Consider the following 21,960-nt stretch of genomic DNA (forward strand, 5'->3'; position numbering starts at 1 on the left):
GACCCTTGTAAATCAGATTTAATTAAATAATTTATTAATATATTTAATTAAATTCTGAAATCGCAATTAATATTTTAATGTATTAATTACGAGGGTCTAGCTGGCAGCTATAATAAAATTTTTGTCTTGAATTAATAAATTCTGAATTTGTTTAATAGGTTTTGTAAGTATTTCTACTTGTTTGAAAGAGTTAATAAGAAGTAAACTAATTTCATGTTTTAATATTGATGTTTTAAAACAAAAATAATTCATGTTTACTCCTTTTTTTATAATATATAGAAAATGGTAACTAAAAATTTTTTTCTAGTCAAATTTTTTTTGTCTAAAATGTGTACATTCTTACATAATTTTAATGGTTATAGTGTTTATTTAATCGTGTAAAAATAGACAAATTTGAAAAAAAAGAATAAACTTTTAGAAAAAAACTAAAAACACACTTTTTCCTTACTTTCTTTTTATACAATTATATTTTAAAATCAAAAAAGGTAAAAACAATGGAAAAGAGTTTTAGAATTGAAACAGATTTTTTAGGTGAAAAAAAGATTCCAAAAGATGCCTATTATGGTATTCAAACTTTAAGAGCTAGTGAAAACTTTGATATTACGCATACAAGTTTATCACTATTTCCAACTTTTATTAAGTCTCTTGCAAAAGTTAAAAAAGCTTGCGCTTTAACAAACTATGAGTTAGGTGATTTAAATGATATGCAAAGAGATGCTATTATTCAAGCTTGCAATGAGGTAATTGATGGGAAGTTTCATAATGAGTTTATCGTTGACCCAATTCAAGGAGGTGCTGGAACTTCAACAAATATGAATACAAATGAAGTTATTGCAAATAGAGCTTTAGAGATACTAAAAAAACCAAGAAGTACTTATGATATAGTTCATCCAAATAATCATGTAAATATGAGTCAATCTACAAATGATGTCTATCCAACAGCTATTAAAATTACTTTATATGAGTTAATTTATAAACTAAAAGACTCACTTAGATATTTAAGAGATTGCTTCAATGAAAAAGCAGTAGAGTTTAAAGATGTACTTAAAATGGGTAGAACACAACTTCAAGATGCTGTTCCTATGACTTTAGGACAAGAGTTTAAAACATATGCTGTTATGATTGATGATGATATTTTTAGATTAAGAGATTGTCAAACTTTATTAAAAGAGGTAAACCTTGGTGCAACGGCTATTGGTACAGGTATTAATACTAAAAAAGCATATAGAAAAAAAGTAATCAATAATCTTAGAGATGTAACAGGTATTGACTATGAAAGTGCAAGTAACCTAATAGAAGCTACACAAGATACTGGTGATTTTGTTCATATCTCAGGTATTTTAAAAAGAGTTGCGATTAAAATCTCTAAAATATGTAATGATTTAAGACTTTTAAGTTCAGGACCAAGAGCTGGATTAAATGAAATTAATCTTCCTAAAATGCAACCAGGAAGTTCTATTATGCCTGGAAAAGTAAATCCTGTTATTCCTGAAGTTGTAAATCAAGTTGCTTATGAAGTAATTGGAGCAGATACAACTATTGCAATGGCTTGCGAAGGTGGGCAGTTACAATTAAATGTATTTGAACCTTTAGTTGCATATAAATTATTTACCTCTATTAATATGATGAGAAGATCTTTTTATACTTTAGCAGAGAAGTGTATAAAAGGCATTACAGCTAATGAAGAGATTTGTATGAATAATATTTTAAATTCTGTTACTCTTGTGACTTGCTTAAATCCTATTTTAGGATATGAAAAAAGTTCAGCTTTAGCAAAAGAAGCTTTGGCTACAAATAAAAGAGTATATGATATTATTTTAGAACAAGAATTATTTACAAAAGAAGAATTAGATGAACTTTTACATCCTAAAAATATGGTAAATAATTATGATGATATTTAAAAGTTAAAAGGAAATAACAAATGAAAGTAACTGTAATAAATACAGGTGGTACTTTTAATAAAAGATATAATCCAATAACGGGGCAACTTGATGTTGCTTCGGATAATATATCAATAAATAAAATAATTGCTTCTTGTCCTAATGTAGAGTTTGAAATTAAAAATATAGTTTCAAAAGATAGTTTAGATATGACAGAGGAAGATAGAGAAGAAATTTGTGAAGCCATTAAAATAACTAAAAACGATAAAGTTATTATTATTCATGGAACAGATACTATTCATTTAACTTCACAATTAATAAAAGAAAAAAAACTTGAAAAACAAATAGTTTTTACAGCAGCTATGATTCCTATGAGTATCGATGAAATGGAAGCTACCATGAATTTTTCATTGGCTTTAGGTTTTTTAAGTGCAAATAATAAAAATGGGACTTATATTGCTATGCATGGTGTTGTAGCTGATTATTCTAAACTTATTAAAAATAAAGAGTTAGGACAGTTTTTAATTCAAGAATAAAGGTTTAAGTAACCTTTTTCTTGAAAAACCAAGTTGCAATTATTAAACTAATAAAACCTATAACTAACATAGGAATGATTTCCCAAATTGCTATGTCCCAAGAAATATCTTTTAGATAAACACCTTTTATGAGAATAAGAAAATATTTTAAAGCAATAAAATCAGTAAAAGGAATTAACCATTGGGGCATATTTTCAACTGGTGTTGCAAAACCTGACATTAAAATTGAAGGCACAAGTAAGATAAAAGCTCCTAAAATTCCTTGCTGTTGAGTTGAAGAAATAGAAGAAATAAAAAGCCCAAATCCAACAGTTGAAAAAACAAAAGCTACAATAGCTAATAGTAAAATAAAAAAAGAACCAATAAAAGGTACTTTAAAAAATATTATTGCACAAAAATAAATAAACATGGCTTCAATAATACTTATTATCATTGGAGGAATAGTTTTACCTATCATTAGAGTCATTGGACTTAAGGGAGCTACTGAAATTTGCTCAAAAGTTCCAAGTTCCCTTTCCCTTGCAACTGATAAAGAAGTTAGAATTAAAGCAATAATCATAGTTAAACTACCAATTAAATTAGGTAGAATCCACCAAAAATTATCTAAATTTGGGTTATACCAATTTCTTACGATTATATTCTGTGAAGTTTTTGAAAAAGTTGAAGCTATTATTAATTGAATATATCCAATAGTTATTTGAGAGCTATTTGATTTTCTACCATCTCCTATAAGTCCTATTTGTGCTATTTGTCCTTTTTCTAAATTTTTAGCAAAATTTTGTGATATTTCAATTGCTACCATGATTTTTTGAGAATCAATTTTTTCTTTTAAATCTTCATGGCTTTTAAGATATAAAACTTCACTAAAACGTTTACTATATTTTAATGACCTTATAAGTTCTTGGCTTTCATAAGAGTTATCTCTATCTAAAACACCAATAGAAATATTTTTTACTTCTAATGTAACTGCAAAAGAAAAAAGAATTAATTGAATTAATGGTGGTACAATAATAACTATTCTTGAGCGTTTATCACTCCAAATTGCTAAAAACTCTTTTCTAATTAAGGCTAATAATTGATAAAACATTAACTTAACTTCTTTTTTGTGATCTTAAAAATTATTGTAAAAAGTACAATACCTATTAATAGCATCCAAAGAGTATTTGGAAGAATAACTTCATAAAGGTCTCCTGATAAAAATAGGGTTTGTAAAATAGTAGTAAAATAAGTTGCTGGAATAAAGTTAGTTATAATTTGCAACCAACTAGGCATGCTACTTATTTGAAAAATAAAACCTGATAAAATCATAGCAGGTAGAAAGCCAATTATAAGTGCCATTTGTGCTGCAACAAATTGATTTTTTGCTAAAGTAGAAATTAATAAACCTAAACTAAGTGAAGGAATTAAATAAATTGCTGAACAAATAAAAAGTAAAAAATAAGAACCTCTAAAAGGTATTTCAAACCAAAAAAGTGTAATTACAATACAAATAACTAAAGAAAGCATTCCTAAAACAAAGTAGGGTAAAAGTTTCCCAAGTAGCAATTCTAAAATGCTTGTAGGTGTAGACATTATTGCTTCCATTGTACCTCTTTCCCACTCCCTTGCTACAACTAAAGCAGTAAGTAAAGTACCAATTAAAGTTAATATAATAGCTATTGAACCAGGAAGAAGAAAGTAACTACTGTATAAAGGTGCATTAAACCAATATCTTGTTTTTATTTCAAGATTAGAGGAAGTAGATATTTTTTCATACACAAGCCAGTTTTGCCAAAGTTCTTGGGAATACTTATTTACATATCCTGCAATATTTGGTTCACTTCCATCAGTGATAATCTGTATTTTCACATCTTTATTTAAAATATCTTTATCAAAACTTGCAGGAATTATAATCATTGCTCTTAAGCTTCCTTTTTGAAGTAGAGGAATAAATTCTCTTTTATCTTTTGCAACTTGTGGTTTGAAACTTTCACTACTTTCAAAAGCTTTTATTAAACTCTGAGTATGTTTTGAACTTTTTTCAACTACTATTCCAACTGGAATATTTTTTGCATCTAAAGAGATGGCATATCCCATAAGAAATAAAAGCATTAAAGGAAGAATTAAAGCAATAATCAAAGCACTAGGGTCTCTTAGAATTTGTAAACTCTCCTTAAAAAAAATAGCTTTTAATCTTTGAATACTAAGCATTATCTTCTCTTTTTATTAGTTCAATAAAAGTTTCTTCCATAGTAGCATTTTGTGAAACTTTTTGTATTAAATTATGAGGAGTATCTAAGGCTATGGCTTTTCCTTTATAAATTAAAGCTATTCTATCACAATATTCAGCTTCATCCATAAAGTGAGTTGTAACCATGATAGTCATTCCTTTTTGAACCATTGCATAAATATGATTCCAAAACTCTCTTCTTGTTTGTGGGTCAATTCCTGAAGTAGGTTCATCTAAAAAAAGTACCACAGGATCATGCATAACTGCACAAGCTAAAGACAATCTTTGTTTATATCCTAACGGAAGAGTTTTTGAAGCTATTTTTCTATATTTTTCTAGCTCAAATATTTTTATCATATTCTCGATTTTTTCTGTTTTACTTTTTCCTCTTAAACCATAAACTCCTGCAAAAAATTTTAGGTTTTCATAAACTGAAATATCTCCATATAAAGAGAATTTTTGTGACATATAACCAATCTTTTTTCTTGCCTTATATGAAGATTTCTCTAAATTCATTCCCAAAACTTCTGCTGTTCCACTTGTAGGTTTCATTAAACCACAAAGCATTTTAAAAGTTGTTGATTTTCCAGCTCCATTAGGTCCTAAGAAACCAAATATTTCACCTCTTTTTATTTTAAAGTTCACATTATTTGTTGCAATAAAAGAACCAAATTTTTTAGTTAAATTTGAAGCTTCAATTAGATATTTTTCTTTACTTTCTTCTAAAGTTCCTATTTGTTGTGCTAATTTTGATTCTCCATTGAAATTGCCATTTAAAATATTCATAAAGCCATCTTCGAAATTTGCTTTAATATTTTCATATCTACAATTTTCTGCTTCAATATCATTAAGATTTGGAAGTAAAGATTTATCCTTACAAGTTAGTTTTATACTATCTCCTAAAATAACTCCATCTTTTACATTGTCATTTTTTAAAGCAAGTCTTAGAGTTTTTCTTCTATCTTTTATATTTCCAACTAATTTAAAAACCTTCCCATCCATAGTTTTACTTAAATCAGCAGGAATTCCATTAAAAAGAATTTTTCCTTCATTTAATAAAACTACTTCATCACATAAAGCAGCTTCATCTAAGTAAGCTGTACTCCAAACTACACTAACATTATCTTGTATTAAACTATTTACAATAGCCCATAATTCTTTTCTAGATATTGGATCAACCCCAACTCCAGGCTCATCAAGAAGTAAAAGTTTTGGTTTTTTTATTAAAGCACAAGCAAGTCCTAACTTTTGTTTCATTCCTCCAGATAAGTCTTTTGCTAAAAAGGAAGTGAAGTCTTTAAGGTTTATAAATTCAAGTAATTGTTGGATTCTGTTTTGTTGTTTAGATTTTTCTATGGACTGTAAATTTGCATATAGTTTTAAGTTTTCTAAAACAGTTAAATCTTCATAAAGTCCAAACTTTTGAGGCATATAACCTATTTCTTCTTGTACTTTTTTTGCTTCTTTTGGTAAAGTATAATCTAAAACTTTTAGTTCTCCTTCATCTGAATCTAAAAGTCCTGTAATAAGTCTAATTAAAGTAGTTTTCCCAGCTCCATCAGGACCAACTAAACCAGTGATTTTCCCTTTGTTTATAACTAGATTTAAGTTACAAATCGCAGTATTATTTACAAAACTTTTTGAGATATTTCTAGCAGTGATAATTGGCATTTTTAATCTTCAACTAAGTCTTCAAACTCTACTGTTACAGGCATACCTTGTCTTATATATTTGTCAGGGTTTTGAATTATTAATCTCATTCTATAAACTAATTGTGTTCTTAATTCTTCTGTTTGAACACTTTTAGGTGTAAACTCAGCTTGTGCCGAAATAAAACTTACAATAGCATCATAAGGTTCTTCTTTACTATCAGTAAAAACTTTTGCTTCCATATTTGCTTGAATGAGACCTAAATATTTTTCATCAATATAACTTCTTACCCAATATTCATCTGTTAAAGCCATTTGAATTATTGGAGTTCCTTGTTCAACGATTGCACCTATCTCTTGGCTTCTTGTTAATATTGTACCATCATTTGGTGAAAGTAGTTTTGTATCATTTAAGTAGATATTTGCTTTTTCTTCTTGTGCCTTTAAAGCTTCTAATTGTGCATATGCATTTTGAATATCTTCTTTTCTATATCCATTTTGCATCTGTTCTAATTGACTTTTTGCTAAGTTTCTTTCTGCTTTTGCATTATCATATGCAAATTTATAATCATCAAATACTTGTTGTGAAATAGAGTTTGTTTTTATTAGTTTTTCTTGTCTTTTAAAGTCTTTTTTTGATTTTTCTAAGTTCACTAAACTTTTTTCATAACTTGCTTTTGCTTTTGCGATTTCTTCTTGTCTATAACCATTCTCAAGTTTTTCTATTTGAGTTTTTTGCATTTTAATTTGAGCTTGAATTGCTTTTAGTTCTTGTTTGTATAAATCTTCTTCTAAACTTGCAAGTATTTCGCCTTTTTTTACTTTTTGTCCTTCGTCAAAATAAAGTTTGTTTATTTTGCCAGAAACTCTAAAGCCTAAACTTACTGTTCTTAAATCAACATTTCCATAAAATTTTGTTTGTTCTTCTTTTTTAAAACAGCCATTTAAAAATAGTATTAAAATAAAAGAGAAAGTAAATAAAGTTAGTTTTTTCATAAAGTTTCCTAGAGATAATATAAAAAGAATTATATCCAATAAAATATTTAGAAAGTTTTATAAAATAATTAAAAAATAAATAAGAGCAAAGCTCTTATTTATAATTTAAGCAGTTGGGTCAGTAAAGGTTCTTCCACTTAACTCTTTATCTATAGTATACAAGCCATAACCATTATCTCCTACAAGTTTTATATGGTCAATTATTGCTTTTACAGTAGCTTCCTCTTCTACTTGTTCTGTTACATACCATTGTAATAAATTATAAGTTGCATGGTCTTTATCTTTCATTGCTAAATCACTTAAGATATTTAAGTTTTTTGTCATCTTTTGTTCATGGGATAAAGATTTTTTAAAAACATCTAAAAGTGAGGCATATTCAACTTTTACTGCTTCAATTGCAGGTAGTTTTATTTCTACATCTTGATCTTCTAAGTATTTAAATAACTTCATTCCATGGGCAACTTCTTCTTGATATTGAATTAAAAACCAACTTGAAGCTCCATTAAACCCTTCTTTTGAACAGTATGCACTCATTCCTAAATAAATATAAGCTGAATGATACTCTTTGTTTAATTGTTCTATTAATGCTTTTTGTAAATCTTTACTAATCATAATAAACTCCTTTTTGTTATATTTTAACAATTTTAGTTAATTTTATCAACAGTAAGTAGGATTTAAATGTTTAGTTCTGCAACTAAGTTGCATTTTGCTATTATTGCAAATTATTTTACAAAAAGGATAAAAATTGGAAAGTTTAATAATAGATTCTCCTTTAGATATGCATTTACATTTGCGTGATGGCGATATGTTAGAACTTGTAGGCCCTTTAACTTCAAAAAGTTTTTCAGGGGCACTTATTATGCCAAATCTTGCTCCTCCTATTACTACAAAAGAAGCATTATTATCATATAAACAAAGAATTCTAAATGCTTGCAGTGAAGATGATTTTAAGCCTTATATTACGATATTTTTTCAAGTTGATTATTCTTATGAGTTTTTAAAAGAGATTAAAGATGAGATTATTTCAGTTAAGCTTTACCCTTTTGGTGTAACAACTAACTCTGAAACTGGAGTTGCTTCTATGGATATTAACGTTTTAAGACCAACTTTACAATCTATGGAAAAACTTGGAATTCCAGTGTGTATTCATGGGGAAACAAAAGGATTTATTTTAGATAGGGAAAAAGAGTTCTTACCTATTTATGAATCTTTAGCTATAAACTTTCCAAAACTTAAAATTATGATGGAACATATTTCAAGTAAAGAATCAATTGACTTACTAAAAAAATATGATAACTTATATGCAACTTTAACAGTACATCATTTACTTTTAACTTTAGATGATGTTATAGGTGGGATGTTGAATCCTCATGCTTTTTGTAAGCCAATAGTTAAAAAACCTGAAGATAGAGATGCCTTGTTACAACTTGCTTTAGATGCTCATCCTAAAGTAATGTTTGGTTCTGATTCTGCTCCTCACCCTAAAGAAAAAAAAGAAACTTCAGATGGTGCAGCAGGAATCTTTAGTGCGCCAATAGCTTTACAAGCTTTAGCAGAAGTGTTTGAAAAAAATGGAAAATTGGATAATCTAAATGCTTTTGTAAGTTTAAATGCACAAAAAATTTATGGTATAAGTCCTATTAAAAAATCAATAAAATTAGTAAAAAAAGATTTTATTGTACCTAATACATATAATTTTAAAAATGAAAAGGTAGTTCCTTTATTTGCTGGTGAGATTTTATCTTGGAGTCTTGAAGATTGATTTTAAGTTATTTAAAACTAACATAACTAAACTTTAGATAAAATCACGAAAAATTAAAAGAAGAAAAAAGGAAACTTAAATATGGCAATTTATACATGTGGGCATACAACTCCTGATTCAGACTCAATTTGTTCAGCGATTTCATTAGCTTATCTTTTGAATAAAATAGGACGTGAAGCAATTCCTGCTAGACAAGGACCTGTTTCTCCTGAGACTCAATTTATTTTAGATAGATTTGGATTTGAAGCACCAGAATTAAAAACTGAATTTGCTGGATGCGAATTATTTATTACTGATTATTCTGATAGAGGTCAAGCTCCAAAAGATTTGGATGAAGCAACAGTAGTTGGTATTGTTGATCACCATAAATTAGGTGATATTGAAACTTCTACTCCTTTAGAGTGTTGGATTAGACCAGTTGGTTGTACAAATACAATTGTAAAAGAGATGTATGATTATCATAAAGTAGAAATCCCTGCAAATATTGCTGGTGTTATGTTATGTGCAATTTTATCAGATACTGTAATTTTTAAATCACCAACTTGTACAGCAAAAGATATTGAAGTAGTAAGAGAACTTGCAGAAATTGCAGGTGTTGAAGATTTTGGTGCTTTAGGTATGGAGATGTTCAAAGTTAAATCAGCTGTTGATGGTGTTCCTGTTAGAGATTTAATTTTAAGAGATTATAAACCATTTGATATGCATGGAAATGCAGTTGGAATTGGTCAATTAGAAGTTATTGATTTAGCTATCTTTGATAAAGTAAAAGCAGACCTACAAACTGATTTAGATGCTTTAAGAGAAGAAAACAACTTACATACTGCATGTCTAATTTTAACAGATATTATGAAAGAAGGTTCTGAAGTATTAGTATCTTCACGTGACACTTCAATTTTTGAAAAAGCATTTGATGTAAAGTTAGTTGATGGAAAAGTTTGGTTAGATGGTTGTTTATCAAGAAAAAAACAAATTATTCCTTTCTTACAACCTGCATTTGCTTAATAAAAGATAGTCTTTAGGCTATCTTTTATCCCTTATTTTAAAACAAAGGTTTCCATATGGAACTTTTCTCAGATATTTCTTTACTTTGGATTATTATTTTTATATTAACAGGTTTTTTTGCAGGCTATATTGATTCAATTGCTGGTGGGGGAGGGATGATCCAAGTACCAATGTTACTTGTTAGTGGAATTTCTCCTATTCATGTTTTAGCTTCAAATAAAGTAGCAAGTGTTTTAGGTGTTTGTATGGCAACTATAAAATATGCAATAAGCAAAAAAATTTCTTGGAAAGTAGTAATCATTGCTATTATTCCTTGTTTGATAGCTTCTTATTTTGGCACAATTTTAGTAATGTATTTATCAGATGAAACAATTCAGTGGTTAATTATAATTGCTGTTTTACTTGCTATGGTTTTTTTATTTAAAAAGAGTAAAACAATCAAAGAAGAAAATACTAAAATCTCAAAAAAAAGTATTATTTTATCCACTGCTCCTATTGGTTTCTATGATGGACTTCTAGGTCCAGGAACTGGAACTTATATGACAATCTCTATGAAAAAGTTTTTACATTTGGATTATTTGGTTTCAACAGCCTCTACAAAACCTTTAAATTTTGCTACAAATGTAGGTTCTGTGATTGCTTTTGTATTAGCAGGAAAAGTTCTTTGGCCAGTAGCAATCTCAATGGGTTTGGCAAATGTATTAGGCTCTTATATTGGGAGTCACTATGCAATAAAAGGTGGAGAAGCTTTTATTAAAAAAGTATTGGTTTTTGTACTTGTATTAATGTTGGTGGCAAATATTATTAAAATTATATTTTTTTAAAAGATATAAATGAAATCAGCAATATTTAAAGATAGTAAAATCCCTTTTTTTGAACTACGTTATGTTAAAAATATACCAGCATGCACAAAAATGCACCTGCATGAAGAACTTACTCTTACAATAATAAAAGAAGGCTCATTAAAAATTATTTTTAATAAAAAATCTTTTGATTTGTTTGCCCATGACATAGTGATTATTAATGAACAGATACCCCATTGTGCAACAATAAATAAGAAATCGTATGATGGTTATGTTTTATATCTAAATAAAAAATTTCTTTTAAAAAATAGCTTGCAATTTTCTTTAGATTATGAACTAATACAAGATAAAACTATTTATGATGAGTTTTTACTTTTATGCATATGTTTACTTGATAAAAATAGTTCTATTTTAGAAAAAGAAGAAAAGTTATTTAACTTTTGTTTTCTAACTTTTCCCAAAAAAAATAAAGATTTTCTAGAAAAAAAAGTTGAAGAAAACTTGGCAAATAAAATAAAAAATTATTTAGATATGAATTATTTAGAGGAGCTGTCTTTAGAAGAACTTTCTTTAGAGTTTAAAGTTTCTATAGTTCATTTAATTAGAGTATTTAAAAATGATTTTGGGCTTCCTATTCATTCATATGTTTTAAATAAAAGAGTTCATCATGCAAAAGCACTTTTAAATAAAAATATTCCTATTGTAGAAGTGGCTTTACAAAGTGGTTTTTTTGACCAAAGCCATTTAAATAGAAGTTTTAAAAGAATATTTCAACTAACTCCTAAACAGTTTCAAAAAAATCTTTTATCATAAATGTTAATTTTGTACAAGATTTAAATTCTTTTATTTTATATACTTAGGCAAATAAAAGGAGAAACTATGAATAGTATGAAAAAATATAACATTATTCAAATAAACAATCTACTCTCAAACCTCTTACTCACTAAATAATTTTCAAACCAAACCTTATCAATTTTAGTCGCAAATATTTGCAAAATATATAAAATCATGGAGAATAAAATGACTTATAAAAAATATAGACAATATCCTATTGTCAAAAATTTCGTACGAACTTGGCCAGATAATCAAATCACAAAAGCACCTATTTATGGAAGTGTTGATTTAAGAGATGGAAACCAAGCTTTAGTAAACCCTTTAACTATCGAACAAAAGTTGGAGTATTTTAATACTTTAGTAAAGATGGGATTTAAGCAAATTGAAGTAAGTTATCCAAGTGCTAGTGATACTGATTTTAATTTTACAAGAAAATTAATTGAAGAGAATCTTATACCTGATGATGTTGCTATTCAAGTATTAATCCCAGCAAAAAAAGAGTGGATAAAAAGAAGTGTTGAAGCTATGAGGGGAGTAAAAAATGGAATTTTCCATCTATACAATCCTACAAATGAGTTCCAAAGAAGAGTAGTTTTTAAAAAAACAGATGAAGAGATAATAAACATGGCAGTTGAGTCTATGAAATATTTAGTAGAACTTACTAAAGGTTTTGAGGGCAATGTTATATATGATTATTCCCCAGAGAGTTTTTCTCAAACCAATTTAGAGTTTGCAGTAAAAATATGTAATAAAGTAATCGATGTGGTAAAACCAACAAAACAAAACAAGATGATAATAAACTTGCCAAATACTCTTGAAGCCTGCACTGCAAATATTTATGCAGATAGAATAGAGTGGATGTGTAATAATTTAAATAATAGAGAAGCACTTATAATAAGCGTTCATCCACATAATGACAGAGGAACATCAGTAGCCTCAGCAGAACTTGCAGTCTTAGCAGGAGCAAATAGAGTTGAAGGTACTTTATTTGGAAATGGGGAGAGGGCAGGGAACTTGGATTTAGTGAATTTTGCTTTTAATTTACACTCACAAGGAATTGATTCTACTCTTGATTTATCAATTGTAGATGAAGTAAAAAAGATGTATGAGAATTTAACAAACTTAAATATAAATCCAAGACATCCTTATGTGGGAGATATGATTTTCACAGCCTTTAGTGGAGGACATCAAGATGCTATAAAAAAAGGAATTGACTTTTACAGAGAAAACTCTTGTCAAGAGTGGAATGTTCCATATTTACCAATTGACCCAAAAGATATAAAAAGGGGATATGAAGATGTTATTAGAGTAAATTCCCAATCAGGAAAAGGGGGAGTTGCTTTTATAATAAGTGAATTTTTTGGAGAAGATTTAACTAAAGAAGAATCTATAAAGTTTGGAATTTTAGTAAAAAAACAAAGTGATAAAGTCCAAAGAGAATTAACAAAAGAAGAAATTATAAATTTATATAAAATCTTTTCTGCTTGACATGAAAGCCTTTTACTTATGATAAAAATAAGATTCATTATGATAATGTATCTCAAAAATATCATAGGTATCAGGTACAAGGAATGTTAAAATATTATGATGAACTTTTATATTATGCTTATAAATTAGTTGGAGATAAGGAACGAGCTAAGGATATTGTTCAAGAAACTTATAGCAGGGTTTTAGAAATAAAAGATAATAGAAAAATTAAAAATCAAAGAGCTTATTTATATAAAGTTGTAAAACATATAGCAGTTGATGAATCAATTGAAGAACAAAAATTAAAAAGTACAATATTTCAAGAAGATATTACATTAAGTATAAAAACTGAGCAACCAGAAGAAATAGCAATAAAACAAAATCAAGAAGAAATATTTATGCAAATAGTAAATGAGTTACCTCAAAGAACAAAAGAGGCTTTTGTTTTGTTTACAGTTGATGGTTACACTAGAAAAGAAATTGCTAAAATGATGGATATAACATCAAATGCTGTGGAGAAACTTATCAAAAGAGCAACTATAAAGATTGAAGATGAATTATCAAAGAAGGGATTTTAAGTGATTATGGAAAACAAAATAAAAGAACAAGCAGTTTACTGGATAACTTGTGAAAAAGAAGGTCTAAATGAGTCTCAAAAAAAAGAGCTTAAATCTTGGCTTAAAGAAAATCCATTTCATCAAAAAGCATATGATAGAATGAAATTTATTCATCAAATGTCAAACTCTTTATCTAAAGAAAATAGTCAAAAACTAAGTAGTGAAGTTCACAGAAGCTTAAGTAAGTCAAAACTTTCTTTTAAAGTAAAATCTTATTATACAAGTGCAGCAGCAATAGTTCTAGTTTTATTCTTTTCTTTATTTAAAATATATGATGAGAATAGTTTAAAATATGAGAAAGTATATTCAACAAATACTCAAAGTATTTTAGAACAAAGTTTACCTGATGGTTCTATCATTTCCCTTGATGCAAAAACAAAACTTGATATAAAATTTTATAAAAACAAAAGAGAAGCATTTTTATCAAATGGAAAAGTAATGTTTAATGTTGAAAAAAATGAAAACAGACCTTTTTTGATTACTTCTAATAATATTCAAATAGAAGTAGTAGGAACAAAGTTTGAAGTAATAAGTTCAAATAATAAAACAACTATAAATGTAAAAGAAGGAAAAGTAAGAACATATTTTTTAAATGATTTAGATAGAAAAGTAAATACTAGATTACTTACAAAAGCAGAAACTATAACATATACAAATCAAGGGAAAATAAATAAATACTTAAAATTAAACCCAAATAAAATAGCTCTTTGGCAAAACAATTTAATAAGCTTCAACCAAATAAGTCTAAAAGAAGCTCTTGAAGAGTTTTCTAAATATTATGATTATAATTTTGATTTTTCACATAAGAAAATAGAAAATTATATAATAACTGGTGAATTTGCCACAAATCAAATAGATATATTTTTAAGTACAATTACAAAAATCTATCCTCTAAACATAGATAAAAAAGATAAATTAATAAAAATTTCAAAAAAAATAGAAAATTAATGTCCGTTTTTTTATAATTTCTCTGTCTTATATTAAAAATGATTCTTAAAATTGTTTTATAATATAAAAGGAGAGATAAATGAGTTCACTTAAAATGAAATTTTTAAGTCCAGTTGCTGCATTACTTTTATGCAGTAATATCTATGCTGATGAGATAAACTATTCTATAAAAAGCCAATCTTTAAAAGATGCTATTGAGGTTATTTCTAAAAAATCAAAAACACCATATATAGTAAATGGAACATTATTAGAAGGAAAAACATCAAAAGCTGTTCAAAATGTAATTGGAACTAAAAATGCATTAAATCAAATACTACAAGATAGTGGTTTGGAAGCTATAATAGAAGATGGTGCAATTATTATAAGAGAGAAAAGAGTAAAAAACACATCAAAAAATGAGAATGATTTGGGTGAAGTAAATATTTTAGCCAATACTAAAGATGGTAGTGCTGAAAATGGGTATTTAGTAGGTGATATTTCAGGTATTGGTATATGGGGAAGTAGAAGTTTACAAGATACTCCTTATCAGATGACGGTGATATCTAGTGATTTGTTAGAAAATAATATGGTAAATGACTTTAAAGATATCTTTAAAAAAATGCCAACTATTCAAGATACAGAAACTGATTTTCCAACTCTTAGAGGGTATCAATCAAGATATCCTATTTTGGAAGGAATAAAAACATTTTATAGTTTATCAATAGATCCCATAGAAACTGAAAGAGTTGAAATACTAAATGGAGCTTCAGGTTTTATGTATGGGAGTGGAAATGTAGGTGGAGCTATTAACTATACTCTAAAAAAATCAACAGATGAACCTATAAAAAATATCACTGTAGGTAACTATGGCGGTTCAGACTACTATACACATTTAGATATAGGCGGTAAGTTTGATGAAGAGGGAAAATTTGGTTATCGTTTAAATGCCCTTTATGAAGATGGAGAAAGTTATATAGAAAATCAATCTAAAAGTGATAAACTCATAAGTGCTACATTTGATTATGATATCTCTGATGATGCAACAATTATTTTAAATCTAATGCATAGAGAACAAGAAGAGACATTAAAGGCATCTTTTTCTTTTTCAGATAATAGACCTAGTGCATATGACTCAACTAAATTATATGCACCTGATAAGCCAACGGTAGATGAAGCTGATAGACTTATGTTGAAATTAAATTGGGATATAAATGATATTTTTAGCACGAGATTAGCATATACTTACACGACTGTAGAAAGATATATATATGAAGTATATCCTTCTTTACAAACTGATGGGTTTTTCAAAACTTCAGCTTTTTATAGACCACCTTTTGATTGGGTGGGCAAAGGAGTACAGGCATATTTAGATGCAGATTTTGATACAGCAAATATTTCACATAAACTTAGTATAGGAGTATCCCAAAGTTTTCAAGAAAGAAATATATATGAAAATAGTTTATGGGATTCAGAGTATGGATATTCACTCGTTGATTTAAAAAATATAAAATATGACGATATTAATCCAGGGGAAAAATATAAAATACATGAGAATAAAGATACCAATATTTTGATTGGAGATGATATTCTATTTAATGACAAATGGTCTGCATTAATTGGAGTAAACTATTCAATAATAGATGAAAAACTTTATAGTTCTGATGGTAGTACAACTTCTGATTATGATAAATCTGCTACTACACCAAATTTATCTTTGATATATAAGCCATTTAAGGAGCTCACTACTTATGTAAGTTATATAGAAGCTTTAGAACAAGGAACAATAGTAGGAGATAGTTATACAAATGCCGGAGAGATTTTACCACCGCTTGTAAGTAAGCAGTATGAGGTAGGAGCAAAATATAGTTTAAATGAAAACTTCCTTATAAGCTCTGCACTTTTTAAAATAGAAAATGCAAATCAATATTCTGATGATGGGACATCAACTGGTACTTATGTACAAGATGGACTTGAAGTACATCAAGGTATAGAACTATCTGCAACAGGTAGAGTTACAGAGAACTTAACTCTTATGGGAGGATTTACTTTTATGGAATTAAGTATAGAAGACTCAAATAATCCTGACTTAGAAGGGAAAGAGCCTACAGGTGCAGCTTCAAGGTTAGCCAAAGTATTTGCTGAGTATGATATTCCTTCAATAGAGGGATTAACTCTAACAGGTGGAGTTAACTATACAGGAAAAAAATATGGTAATAGCACAAATACAGATATAGTTCCTTCCTTTACAACTTACGATGTAGGGACTAGATATAAAACTAAAATAGATAAATATCCTACAACTTTTAATGTAACTATTTCAAATCTTACAGATGAAGATTATTGGGCAGCAAGTAGCACATTAGGCGACCCTAGAAATATAGCCTTTTCAATGAAAATGGAATTTTAATTATAAAGAGACACCTGTCTCTTTATAAATTCTTTTATTTAATTTTTTTAATTAGAATATGATAAAGTTCCTTTAAAGAGGAGTTTATATGCAAAAAAGTGTTGGTATCTTTATCTTCAATGATATAGAAGTTTTAGATTTTTGTGGACCATTTGAAGTTTTAAGTGTAACTAGAATTGATGAATCAAAAAGATTAGAAACTTTTTCTCCTTTTGATGTAAAACTTGTTTCTATGACAAAAGATATAGTTTTGACAAAAGGAAATATGAAAATAATACCTGATTATGATTTTGAAACTTGCCCAAAGTTTGATATCTTGATTGTTCCAGGAGGAATGGGTACTAGAACACTTATGTATGATAATAATGTTCTAGATTTTATAAAAGAAAAAGTAAAAGAAGTAGAACTTTTAGCTTCTGTTTGTACAGGTTCACTTATCTTGGCAAATGCAAACTTACTTGAAGGTATAAATGCTACAACACATTGGAAAAGTTTACAAAGGATGGAAGAAGAATTTAAAAACGTAATAGTGTGCAAAGATAAACACTATGTTGAAGATGGGAATATCATCTCAAGTGCTGGAATCTCAGCAGGAATTGATATGGCACTTTATATTGTAAAAAAATATTTTGGTGAAGAAGTTTCAAGAGCAACAGCAAAACATATGGAATATCCATATTTAGAAGAAAATAAAAGAAGAATAGAAGTTTAAAGAGTAATATATGCCAAAAAATATATGTAGTATTTGTAATGTAGAAGTTGAAGATAAATATTTTGATAAAGAACAGAGTAAGTGTATTTTACATTCTGAAAAAAATGATTTTTGGAGTAATGAACAAAAGTATGATGATTTATTTGCAGAGCTTTTCATTAAGTTTATAAAAGAAGATAGATTTAATAAGTTAAAAATTTCGGAGGCAATATCTGGTTTTAATTATTTTATTCAAGAAGGATATATATTATTTAAAGATGTGATTTTTTCTGTAAATAATAGTTTTTTGAAAATTTTAGAGGTAACTAAACATAAAAAAATATTATTTGAAAACTGTATTTTTTTTGATAATAGATTTTCTAAATATACAAAATTTAAGGATTTGATTTTTAGAGATTGTGTATTTCATAAAAAAGATTATGGAAAAGAGAGTTATGTAAAAAGTAGTAATTTATATTATGATAAAATGGAAATAGACAACATAAGTTATGGTGGACTTAATTGCAGAAGTATAAATATCGATGTTTCTGATTCTAATATTGGAACTTTAGGTATATTGAATAGTTCATTGTTTTTGAAAAATACAACAATTAGTAAAAATTTATATTTTCTTCCTTCAGATGAAAATATAAATTCTGTAAAATTAATTATTAAAGATAATAGTTTTATTAAAAATTCAACTTTAAGTGTGCCTGAATTTATAAGTATTGAAAATTCAACTATTGAAAAAGAAGTTAGCTTAAAAAACTCAGAAATATTATCTCTAAATATCCAAAACAGCACATTAAATAATGGTTTGGAGCTTAATAATTCAATAGTAAAAGATAGGTTTAGCTTGATTAATAGTAAGATTAAAAATAAAAAACTTGATTTATCTAATACAAGCTTACCTAGCAATATGAATTTTTTGAATGCTAAATTAGAAGTTGAGAATAGAGAAACTGCAAGAATAATAAAAGACTCTTTTGATAGACAAAATAACTTTATAGAAGCAAACAATTATTATGCTATTGAAATGAAGCATTATGATAATGAATTAAATTGGAAAGATAATTTAAAAGAAAAATTGATTTTCAAATTTCATGATTGGTCAAGTGAACATTCACAAAATTGGGTTTTAGCTTTATTTTTGATATTGTTATTTAGTATGGGACATGGAGTTATTGAATATTTATTTTTAGATGGGAATAAATTAGTTGATAAATCGTTAAGTGCAAATATTTTAGGCATTTTATTTATATTTTTATCTACTCCTTTTATAATTGATAATATATTAGAAAATAGAGGTTTTAAAAAATATTTTTCTTCATTTATTTTTTTGACTATAGGGTTTTATTTGTATATTACCAATGATTTACTATTGGAGTTAGCAGCAAAAGCTATCAACCCTTTTTCAATCATGTGTGATGGTGATAGCATAAATGGAATAGAACTTATTTTTAAAATCATTATTTCATATTTGATTTACCAATTAATAATTTCAATACGACAAAATACAAGAAGAAAATAAACAAAACATGGCAGAGCAATTAAAAAATGTATATACAAAAGAGTATATAAGAAATCTAGCAAATAAAATAAAAGAAAACTATCAAAAGTTTGATATTGATAGTTTTATAAACTCAATATTTAATCCTACTTGGGAAACTTTAGAACTAAAAATGCGTATGCGTCATATTGCTATTATTCTTAATGAATATTTACCCTTGCCTTATAAAGAACAACTTGAAATACTAAAACCCACATCAAAAGATTTTTCTGGCTTTGAAGCTATGTTTTTTCAAGACTTTGTTGAGGTTTTTGGACTTGAAGATTTTGAAAATTCTATAAAAGCCTTAGAAGTGTTTACTATTGATTCTTCTTCTGAGTTTGCGATACGACAGTTTATTTTAAAGTATGAAGATGAAACAATGACTCAAATGAAACTTTGGGCAAAGAGTGAAAATGAACATATAAGAAGGCTTTCTTCTGAAGGTTGTAGACCTAGACTTCCTTGGGCTATAGCTTTACCAAAGTATAAAAAGAATCCTTTAAAAGTTTTAGAAATAATTGAGCTTTTAAAAAATGATTCTTCTAAATATGTGCAAAAATCTGTTGCAAATAATTTAAATGATATTTCAAAAGATAATCCTTTACTTGTAATAGAGTTTGTAAAAAATAATTTAGGAAAATCTAAAAGTTTAGATTGGATTTGTAAACATGCTTCAAGAACACTATTAAAAAAAGGAGATACCCAAACTTTAAAACTTTTTGGTTTTTTAGAAACAAATCATATTCAAATTGAGAATTTTAAAGTTGAAGATACTGTCTCTTTAGGAGAAGATTTAAATTTTTATTTTACTCTTAAAAGTAATCAAAACTTAGGAAATATTAGAGTTGAGTATGAAATTGAGTACTTAAAAGCTAAAAGTAAATTCTCTAAAAAAATATTTATGATTTATCAAGGAGAAATAAAACAAAATCAAAAAAGTTTTTTAAAAAAGCAAAGTTTTAAAAATATGACTACAAGAAAACATTATTTAGGTGAACATTTTATTTCTATTTTAATCAATGGTAAAAGAAAAGTAAAAAAGAGTTTTTTACTTGGATAAAAGAATAATTTTTAAATAATAAAACAATCTATTTTTTATTTTAATAGTTGTTTTTTATAATAATCTTATTATAAAATGGCTAAGATAGACTTATTATAGGAGTTTTATAAAGTTATGAAGTCTATAAAAACATTATTTATTATACTAATTTTATCTTTTTTAGATTTATCTGCTCATACAGAACTTAATAAACTATTTACTAAAAAACAAATTGACTATCTAAACTCAAAAAAAGAATTTGCTTTATGTATTGATCCCACTTGGATGCCTTTTGAAAAATTAGATGAAAATACGAATCATACGGGAATCAGCAAGGAGTATTTTGATATTTTTAGAAGAAATTTACCCATTCCTATAAAATTAATAAAAACTTCAAACTGGACTGAAACTTTAGAATATATGAAAGATAAAAGATGTGATATCTTATCCCTTGCAATGGTTTCTAAAGAAAGAAAAGAATATATGAACTTTTCATCTTCTTATATTACTGCACCTCTAGTTCTTACAACAAAAATAGATGTTTCTTTTATTGATGATATCAAGAATTTAAGTAATAAGAAACTTGGTATTGTAAAAGGATATATCTATGAAAATCTTTTAAAACAGAGATACCCTTATTTAGATTTTGTTAGTGTTAAAAATACTGATGATGGTTTTGAAAAAGTTATAAAAGGAGAACTTTTTGGCTTTATTTCATCTTTATCAACTGCTGCATATAAATTTGAAGAAAGATATGTAGGTCAGCTAAAAATTGCAGCAAAATTTCACGAAAAATTAAACCTTAGTATGGCTTTTAGAAAAGATGAACCTATTTTAGTAGAAGTTTTTGAAGCTCTTTTATCACAAATTCCTGAAAATAAAAGACAAGAAATTTATAATAAGTATGTAGCAATATCTTATGAAAATAGAGTTGATTATACTTTAGTTGTATATAGTGTTATTTTCTTTATTTTGATTATAGTCTTTTTTATTTATTGGAATAGAAAATTAAAAATGCAAAAAGAAGAAACAGAAAAAATTTTAACAGAACTAAAAGCTACTAAAAAACTTTTAGAAGAAAAAAATGAAAAGCTAGAAAAACTATACATTACAGATGAATTAACAAAGATATACAATAGAAGAAAACTTGATGTTGAATTAGAAAAAGAAACTTTAAGAAGTGATAGAACAGGGTTTAAATTTTCTTTAATTATGTTAGATATAGATTTTTTTAAAGAAGTAAATGATAATTATGGACATCAAATAGGTGACTTAGTTTTAATTGAATTTTCAAAAATTTTAAAAAAAGATGTACGAAAAATAGATGTTTTAGGAAGATGGGGAGGAGAAGAATTTTTAATTATCTGTCCTCATACAGATGAAACAGGAATAAAAATAAAAGCTGAACATTTAAGAGAATTAATTGAGAACCATAAATTTCCAGAAGTTGGTAAAAAAACAGCAAGTATAGGGGCTGCAACTTATAAAAATGGGGATGATACTGAATCTCTTTTATATAGAGTTGATATGGCTATGTATGAAGCAAAAAATAGTGGAAGAAATAAAATGATTTTTTTTGAATAAAATAG

The 21,960-nt window shown here is 26.9% G+C and carries 20 protein-coding genes; 14 read left to right on the top strand and 6 right to left on the bottom strand.

Going from position 1 to position 21,960, the window contains the following annotated elements; genetic code table 11:
• Positions 1-96: 96 nt before the first annotated feature.
• Entirely contained in the window at positions 97-252 is a 156-nt protein-coding gene (locus CP965_RS14130; protein WP_164971016.1) for a hypothetical protein, read from the bottom strand.
• 242 nt (positions 253-494) lie between these two features.
• On the opposite strand from CP965_RS14130, the gene aspA reads away from it, so the two are divergent.
• Together aspA and CP965_RS10200 are read left to right on the top strand one after the other, a co-directional pair.
• Complete coding sequence (gene aspA / locus CP965_RS10195; RefSeq protein WP_129062005.1) at positions 495-1,901, top strand: aspartate ammonia-lyase; 1,407 nt, start codon at positions 495-497, stop codon at positions 1,899-1,901.
• 20 nt (positions 1,902-1,921) lie between these two features.
• Positions 1,922-2,416, top strand: a complete 495-nt coding sequence (locus CP965_RS10200) for an asparaginase domain-containing protein (RefSeq protein WP_129062006.1) — start codon at positions 1,922-1,924, stop codon at positions 2,414-2,416.
• A gap of 4 nt (positions 2,417-2,420) precedes the next feature.
• On the opposite strand, the gene CP965_RS10205 is transcribed toward CP965_RS10200, so the two are convergent.
• The 5 genes from CP965_RS10205 to CP965_RS10225 form a co-directional block, all read right to left on the bottom strand.
• Positions 2,421-3,503, bottom strand: coding sequence for an ABC transporter permease (locus tag CP965_RS10205; protein ID WP_129062007.1), 1,083 nt, complete (start codon positions 3,501-3,503; stop codon positions 2,421-2,423).
• Positions 3,503-4,606: an ABC transporter permease gene (locus CP965_RS10210; RefSeq protein ID WP_129062008.1), complete on the bottom strand. Its 1,104-nt coding sequence runs from the start codon at positions 4,604-4,606 to the stop codon at positions 3,503-3,505. Before CP965_RS10210 ends, CP965_RS10205 begins: the two co-directional genes overlap by 1 nt.
• Positions 4,599-6,296: an ATP-binding cassette domain-containing protein gene (locus CP965_RS10215; protein ID WP_129062009.1), complete on the bottom strand. Its 1,698-nt coding sequence runs from the start codon at positions 6,294-6,296 to the stop codon at positions 4,599-4,601. Before CP965_RS10215 ends, CP965_RS10210 begins: the two co-directional genes overlap by 8 nt.
• 2 nt (positions 6,297-6,298) lie before the next feature.
• Positions 6,299-7,270 (bottom strand): HlyD family efflux transporter periplasmic adaptor subunit, encoded by a 972-nt coding sequence (locus tag CP965_RS10220; protein WP_129062010.1) that lies wholly within the window; start codon positions 7,268-7,270, stop codon positions 6,299-6,301.
• Between the two features lie 105 nt (positions 7,271-7,375).
• The gene (locus CP965_RS10225; protein WP_129062011.1) at positions 7,376-7,882 is read right to left on the bottom strand and encodes a ferritin; all 507 of its coding nucleotides are present in this window, start codon (positions 7,880-7,882) and stop codon (positions 7,376-7,378) included.
• Between the two features lie 133 nt (positions 7,883-8,015).
• Here CP965_RS10225 and pyrC point away from each other — a divergent pair, with 133 nt between their 5' ends.
• From pyrC to CP965_RS10285, 12 genes are all read left to right on the top strand, one after another.
• Positions 8,016-9,032, top strand: coding sequence for a dihydroorotase (gene pyrC / locus CP965_RS10230; protein WP_129062012.1), 1,017 nt, complete (start codon positions 8,016-8,018; stop codon positions 9,030-9,032).
• An 81-nt stretch (positions 9,033-9,113) separates the two neighbouring features.
• Positions 9,114-10,034: a manganese-dependent inorganic pyrophosphatase gene (locus tag CP965_RS10235; RefSeq protein WP_129062013.1), complete on the top strand. Its 921-nt coding sequence runs from the start codon at positions 9,114-9,116 to the stop codon at positions 10,032-10,034.
• Positions 10,035-10,090: 56 nt separating this feature from the next.
• A complete protein-coding gene (locus tag CP965_RS10240; RefSeq protein ID WP_129062014.1) occupies positions 10,091-10,858 on the top strand; it encodes a sulfite exporter TauE/SafE family protein in 768 nt (255 codons plus the stop codon).
• Positions 10,859-10,867: 9 nt separating this feature from the next.
• On the top strand, positions 10,868-11,650 hold the full coding sequence (locus CP965_RS10245) for an AraC family transcriptional regulator (RefSeq protein ID WP_129062015.1): 783 nt from the start codon (positions 10,868-10,870) through the stop codon (positions 11,648-11,650).
• 207 nt (positions 11,651-11,857) lie between these two features.
• Positions 11,858-13,159: a 2-isopropylmalate synthase gene (locus CP965_RS10250; RefSeq protein ID WP_129062016.1), complete on the top strand. Its 1,302-nt coding sequence runs from the start codon at positions 11,858-11,860 to the stop codon at positions 13,157-13,159.
• A gap of 83 nt (positions 13,160-13,242) precedes the next feature.
• The gene (locus CP965_RS10255) at positions 13,243-13,716 is read left to right on the top strand and encodes an RNA polymerase sigma factor (protein WP_129062017.1); all 474 of its coding nucleotides are present in this window, start codon (positions 13,243-13,245) and stop codon (positions 13,714-13,716) included.
• A 6-nt stretch (positions 13,717-13,722) separates the two neighbouring features.
• A complete protein-coding gene (locus CP965_RS10260; RefSeq protein WP_228712712.1) occupies positions 13,723-14,703 on the top strand; it encodes a FecR family protein in 981 nt (326 codons plus the stop codon).
• A gap of 79 nt (positions 14,704-14,782) precedes the next feature.
• Positions 14,783-17,089, top strand: coding sequence for a TonB-dependent siderophore receptor (locus tag CP965_RS10265; protein ID WP_129062019.1), 2,307 nt, complete (start codon positions 14,783-14,785; stop codon positions 17,087-17,089).
• Positions 17,090-17,177: 88 nt separating this feature from the next.
• A complete protein-coding gene (locus CP965_RS10270) occupies positions 17,178-17,801 on the top strand; it encodes a DJ-1/PfpI family protein (RefSeq protein WP_129062020.1) in 624 nt (207 codons plus the stop codon).
• Between the two features lie 10 nt (positions 17,802-17,811).
• Entirely contained in the window at positions 17,812-19,311 is a 1,500-nt protein-coding gene (locus tag CP965_RS10275) for a hypothetical protein (protein WP_129062021.1), read from the top strand.
• A 7-nt stretch (positions 19,312-19,318) separates the two neighbouring features.
• A complete protein-coding gene (locus tag CP965_RS10280) occupies positions 19,319-20,392 on the top strand; it encodes a DNA alkylation repair protein (protein ID WP_129062022.1) in 1,074 nt (357 codons plus the stop codon).
• A 114-nt stretch (positions 20,393-20,506) separates the two neighbouring features.
• Complete coding sequence (locus CP965_RS10285; protein WP_129062023.1) at positions 20,507-21,955, top strand: diguanylate cyclase; 1,449 nt, start codon at positions 20,507-20,509, stop codon at positions 21,953-21,955.
• The last annotated feature ends 5 nt before the right edge of the window (positions 21,956-21,960 follow it).

The organism is Halarcobacter mediterraneus, from assembly GCF_004116625.1.
In the GTDB taxonomy this organism is placed as follows: domain Bacteria; phylum Campylobacterota; class Campylobacteria; order Campylobacterales; family Arcobacteraceae; genus Halarcobacter; species Halarcobacter mediterraneus.

What these genes read in the sequence shown, in the direction of transcription:
- CP965_RS14130 (WP_164971016.1), bottom strand. Translation starts at nt 252, where the DNA reads ATGAATTATTTTTGTTTTAAAACATCAATATTAAAACATGAAATTAGT.
- aspA (WP_129062005.1), top strand. Translation starts at nt 495, where the DNA reads ATGGAAAAGAGTTTTAGAATTGAAACAGATTTTTTAGGTGAAAAAAAG.
- CP965_RS10200 (WP_129062006.1), top strand. Translation starts at nt 1,922, where the DNA reads ATGAAAGTAACTGTAATAAATACAGGTGGTACTTTTAATAAAAGATAT.
- CP965_RS10205 (WP_129062007.1), bottom strand. Translation starts at nt 3,503, where the DNA reads ATGTTTTATCAATTATTAGCCTTAATTAGAAAAGAGTTTTTAGCAATT.
- CP965_RS10210 (WP_129062008.1), bottom strand. Translation starts at nt 4,606, where the DNA reads ATGCTTAGTATTCAAAGATTAAAAGCTATTTTTTTTAAGGAGAGTTTA.
- CP965_RS10215 (WP_129062009.1), bottom strand. Translation starts at nt 6,296, where the DNA reads ATGCCAATTATCACTGCTAGAAATATCTCAAAAAGTTTTGTAAATAAT.
- CP965_RS10220 (WP_129062010.1), bottom strand. Translation starts at nt 7,270, where the DNA reads ATGAAAAAACTAACTTTATTTACTTTCTCTTTTATTTTAATACTATTT.
- CP965_RS10225 (WP_129062011.1), bottom strand. Translation starts at nt 7,882, where the DNA reads ATGATTAGTAAAGATTTACAAAAAGCATTAATAGAACAATTAAACAAA.
- CP965_RS10235 (WP_129062013.1), top strand. Translation starts at nt 9,114, where the DNA reads ATGGCAATTTATACATGTGGGCATACAACTCCTGATTCAGACTCAATT.
- CP965_RS10240 (WP_129062014.1), top strand. Translation starts at nt 10,091, where the DNA reads ATGGAACTTTTCTCAGATATTTCTTTACTTTGGATTATTATTTTTATA.
- CP965_RS10245 (WP_129062015.1), top strand. Translation starts at nt 10,868, where the DNA reads ATGAAATCAGCAATATTTAAAGATAGTAAAATCCCTTTTTTTGAACTA.
- CP965_RS10250 (WP_129062016.1), top strand. Translation starts at nt 11,858, where the DNA reads ATGACTTATAAAAAATATAGACAATATCCTATTGTCAAAAATTTCGTA.
- CP965_RS10255 (WP_129062017.1), top strand. Translation starts at nt 13,243, where the DNA reads ATGTTAAAATATTATGATGAACTTTTATATTATGCTTATAAATTAGTT.
- CP965_RS10260 (WP_228712712.1), top strand. Translation starts at nt 13,723, where the DNA reads ATGGAAAACAAAATAAAAGAACAAGCAGTTTACTGGATAACTTGTGAA.
- CP965_RS10265 (WP_129062019.1), top strand. Translation starts at nt 14,783, where the DNA reads ATGAGTTCACTTAAAATGAAATTTTTAAGTCCAGTTGCTGCATTACTT.
- CP965_RS10270 (WP_129062020.1), top strand. Translation starts at nt 17,178, where the DNA reads ATGCAAAAAAGTGTTGGTATCTTTATCTTCAATGATATAGAAGTTTTA.
- CP965_RS10275 (WP_129062021.1), top strand. Translation starts at nt 17,812, where the DNA reads ATGCCAAAAAATATATGTAGTATTTGTAATGTAGAAGTTGAAGATAAA.
- CP965_RS10280 (WP_129062022.1), top strand. Translation starts at nt 19,319, where the DNA reads ATGGCAGAGCAATTAAAAAATGTATATACAAAAGAGTATATAAGAAAT.
- CP965_RS10285 (WP_129062023.1), top strand. Translation starts at nt 20,507, where the DNA reads ATGAAGTCTATAAAAACATTATTTATTATACTAATTTTATCTTTTTTA.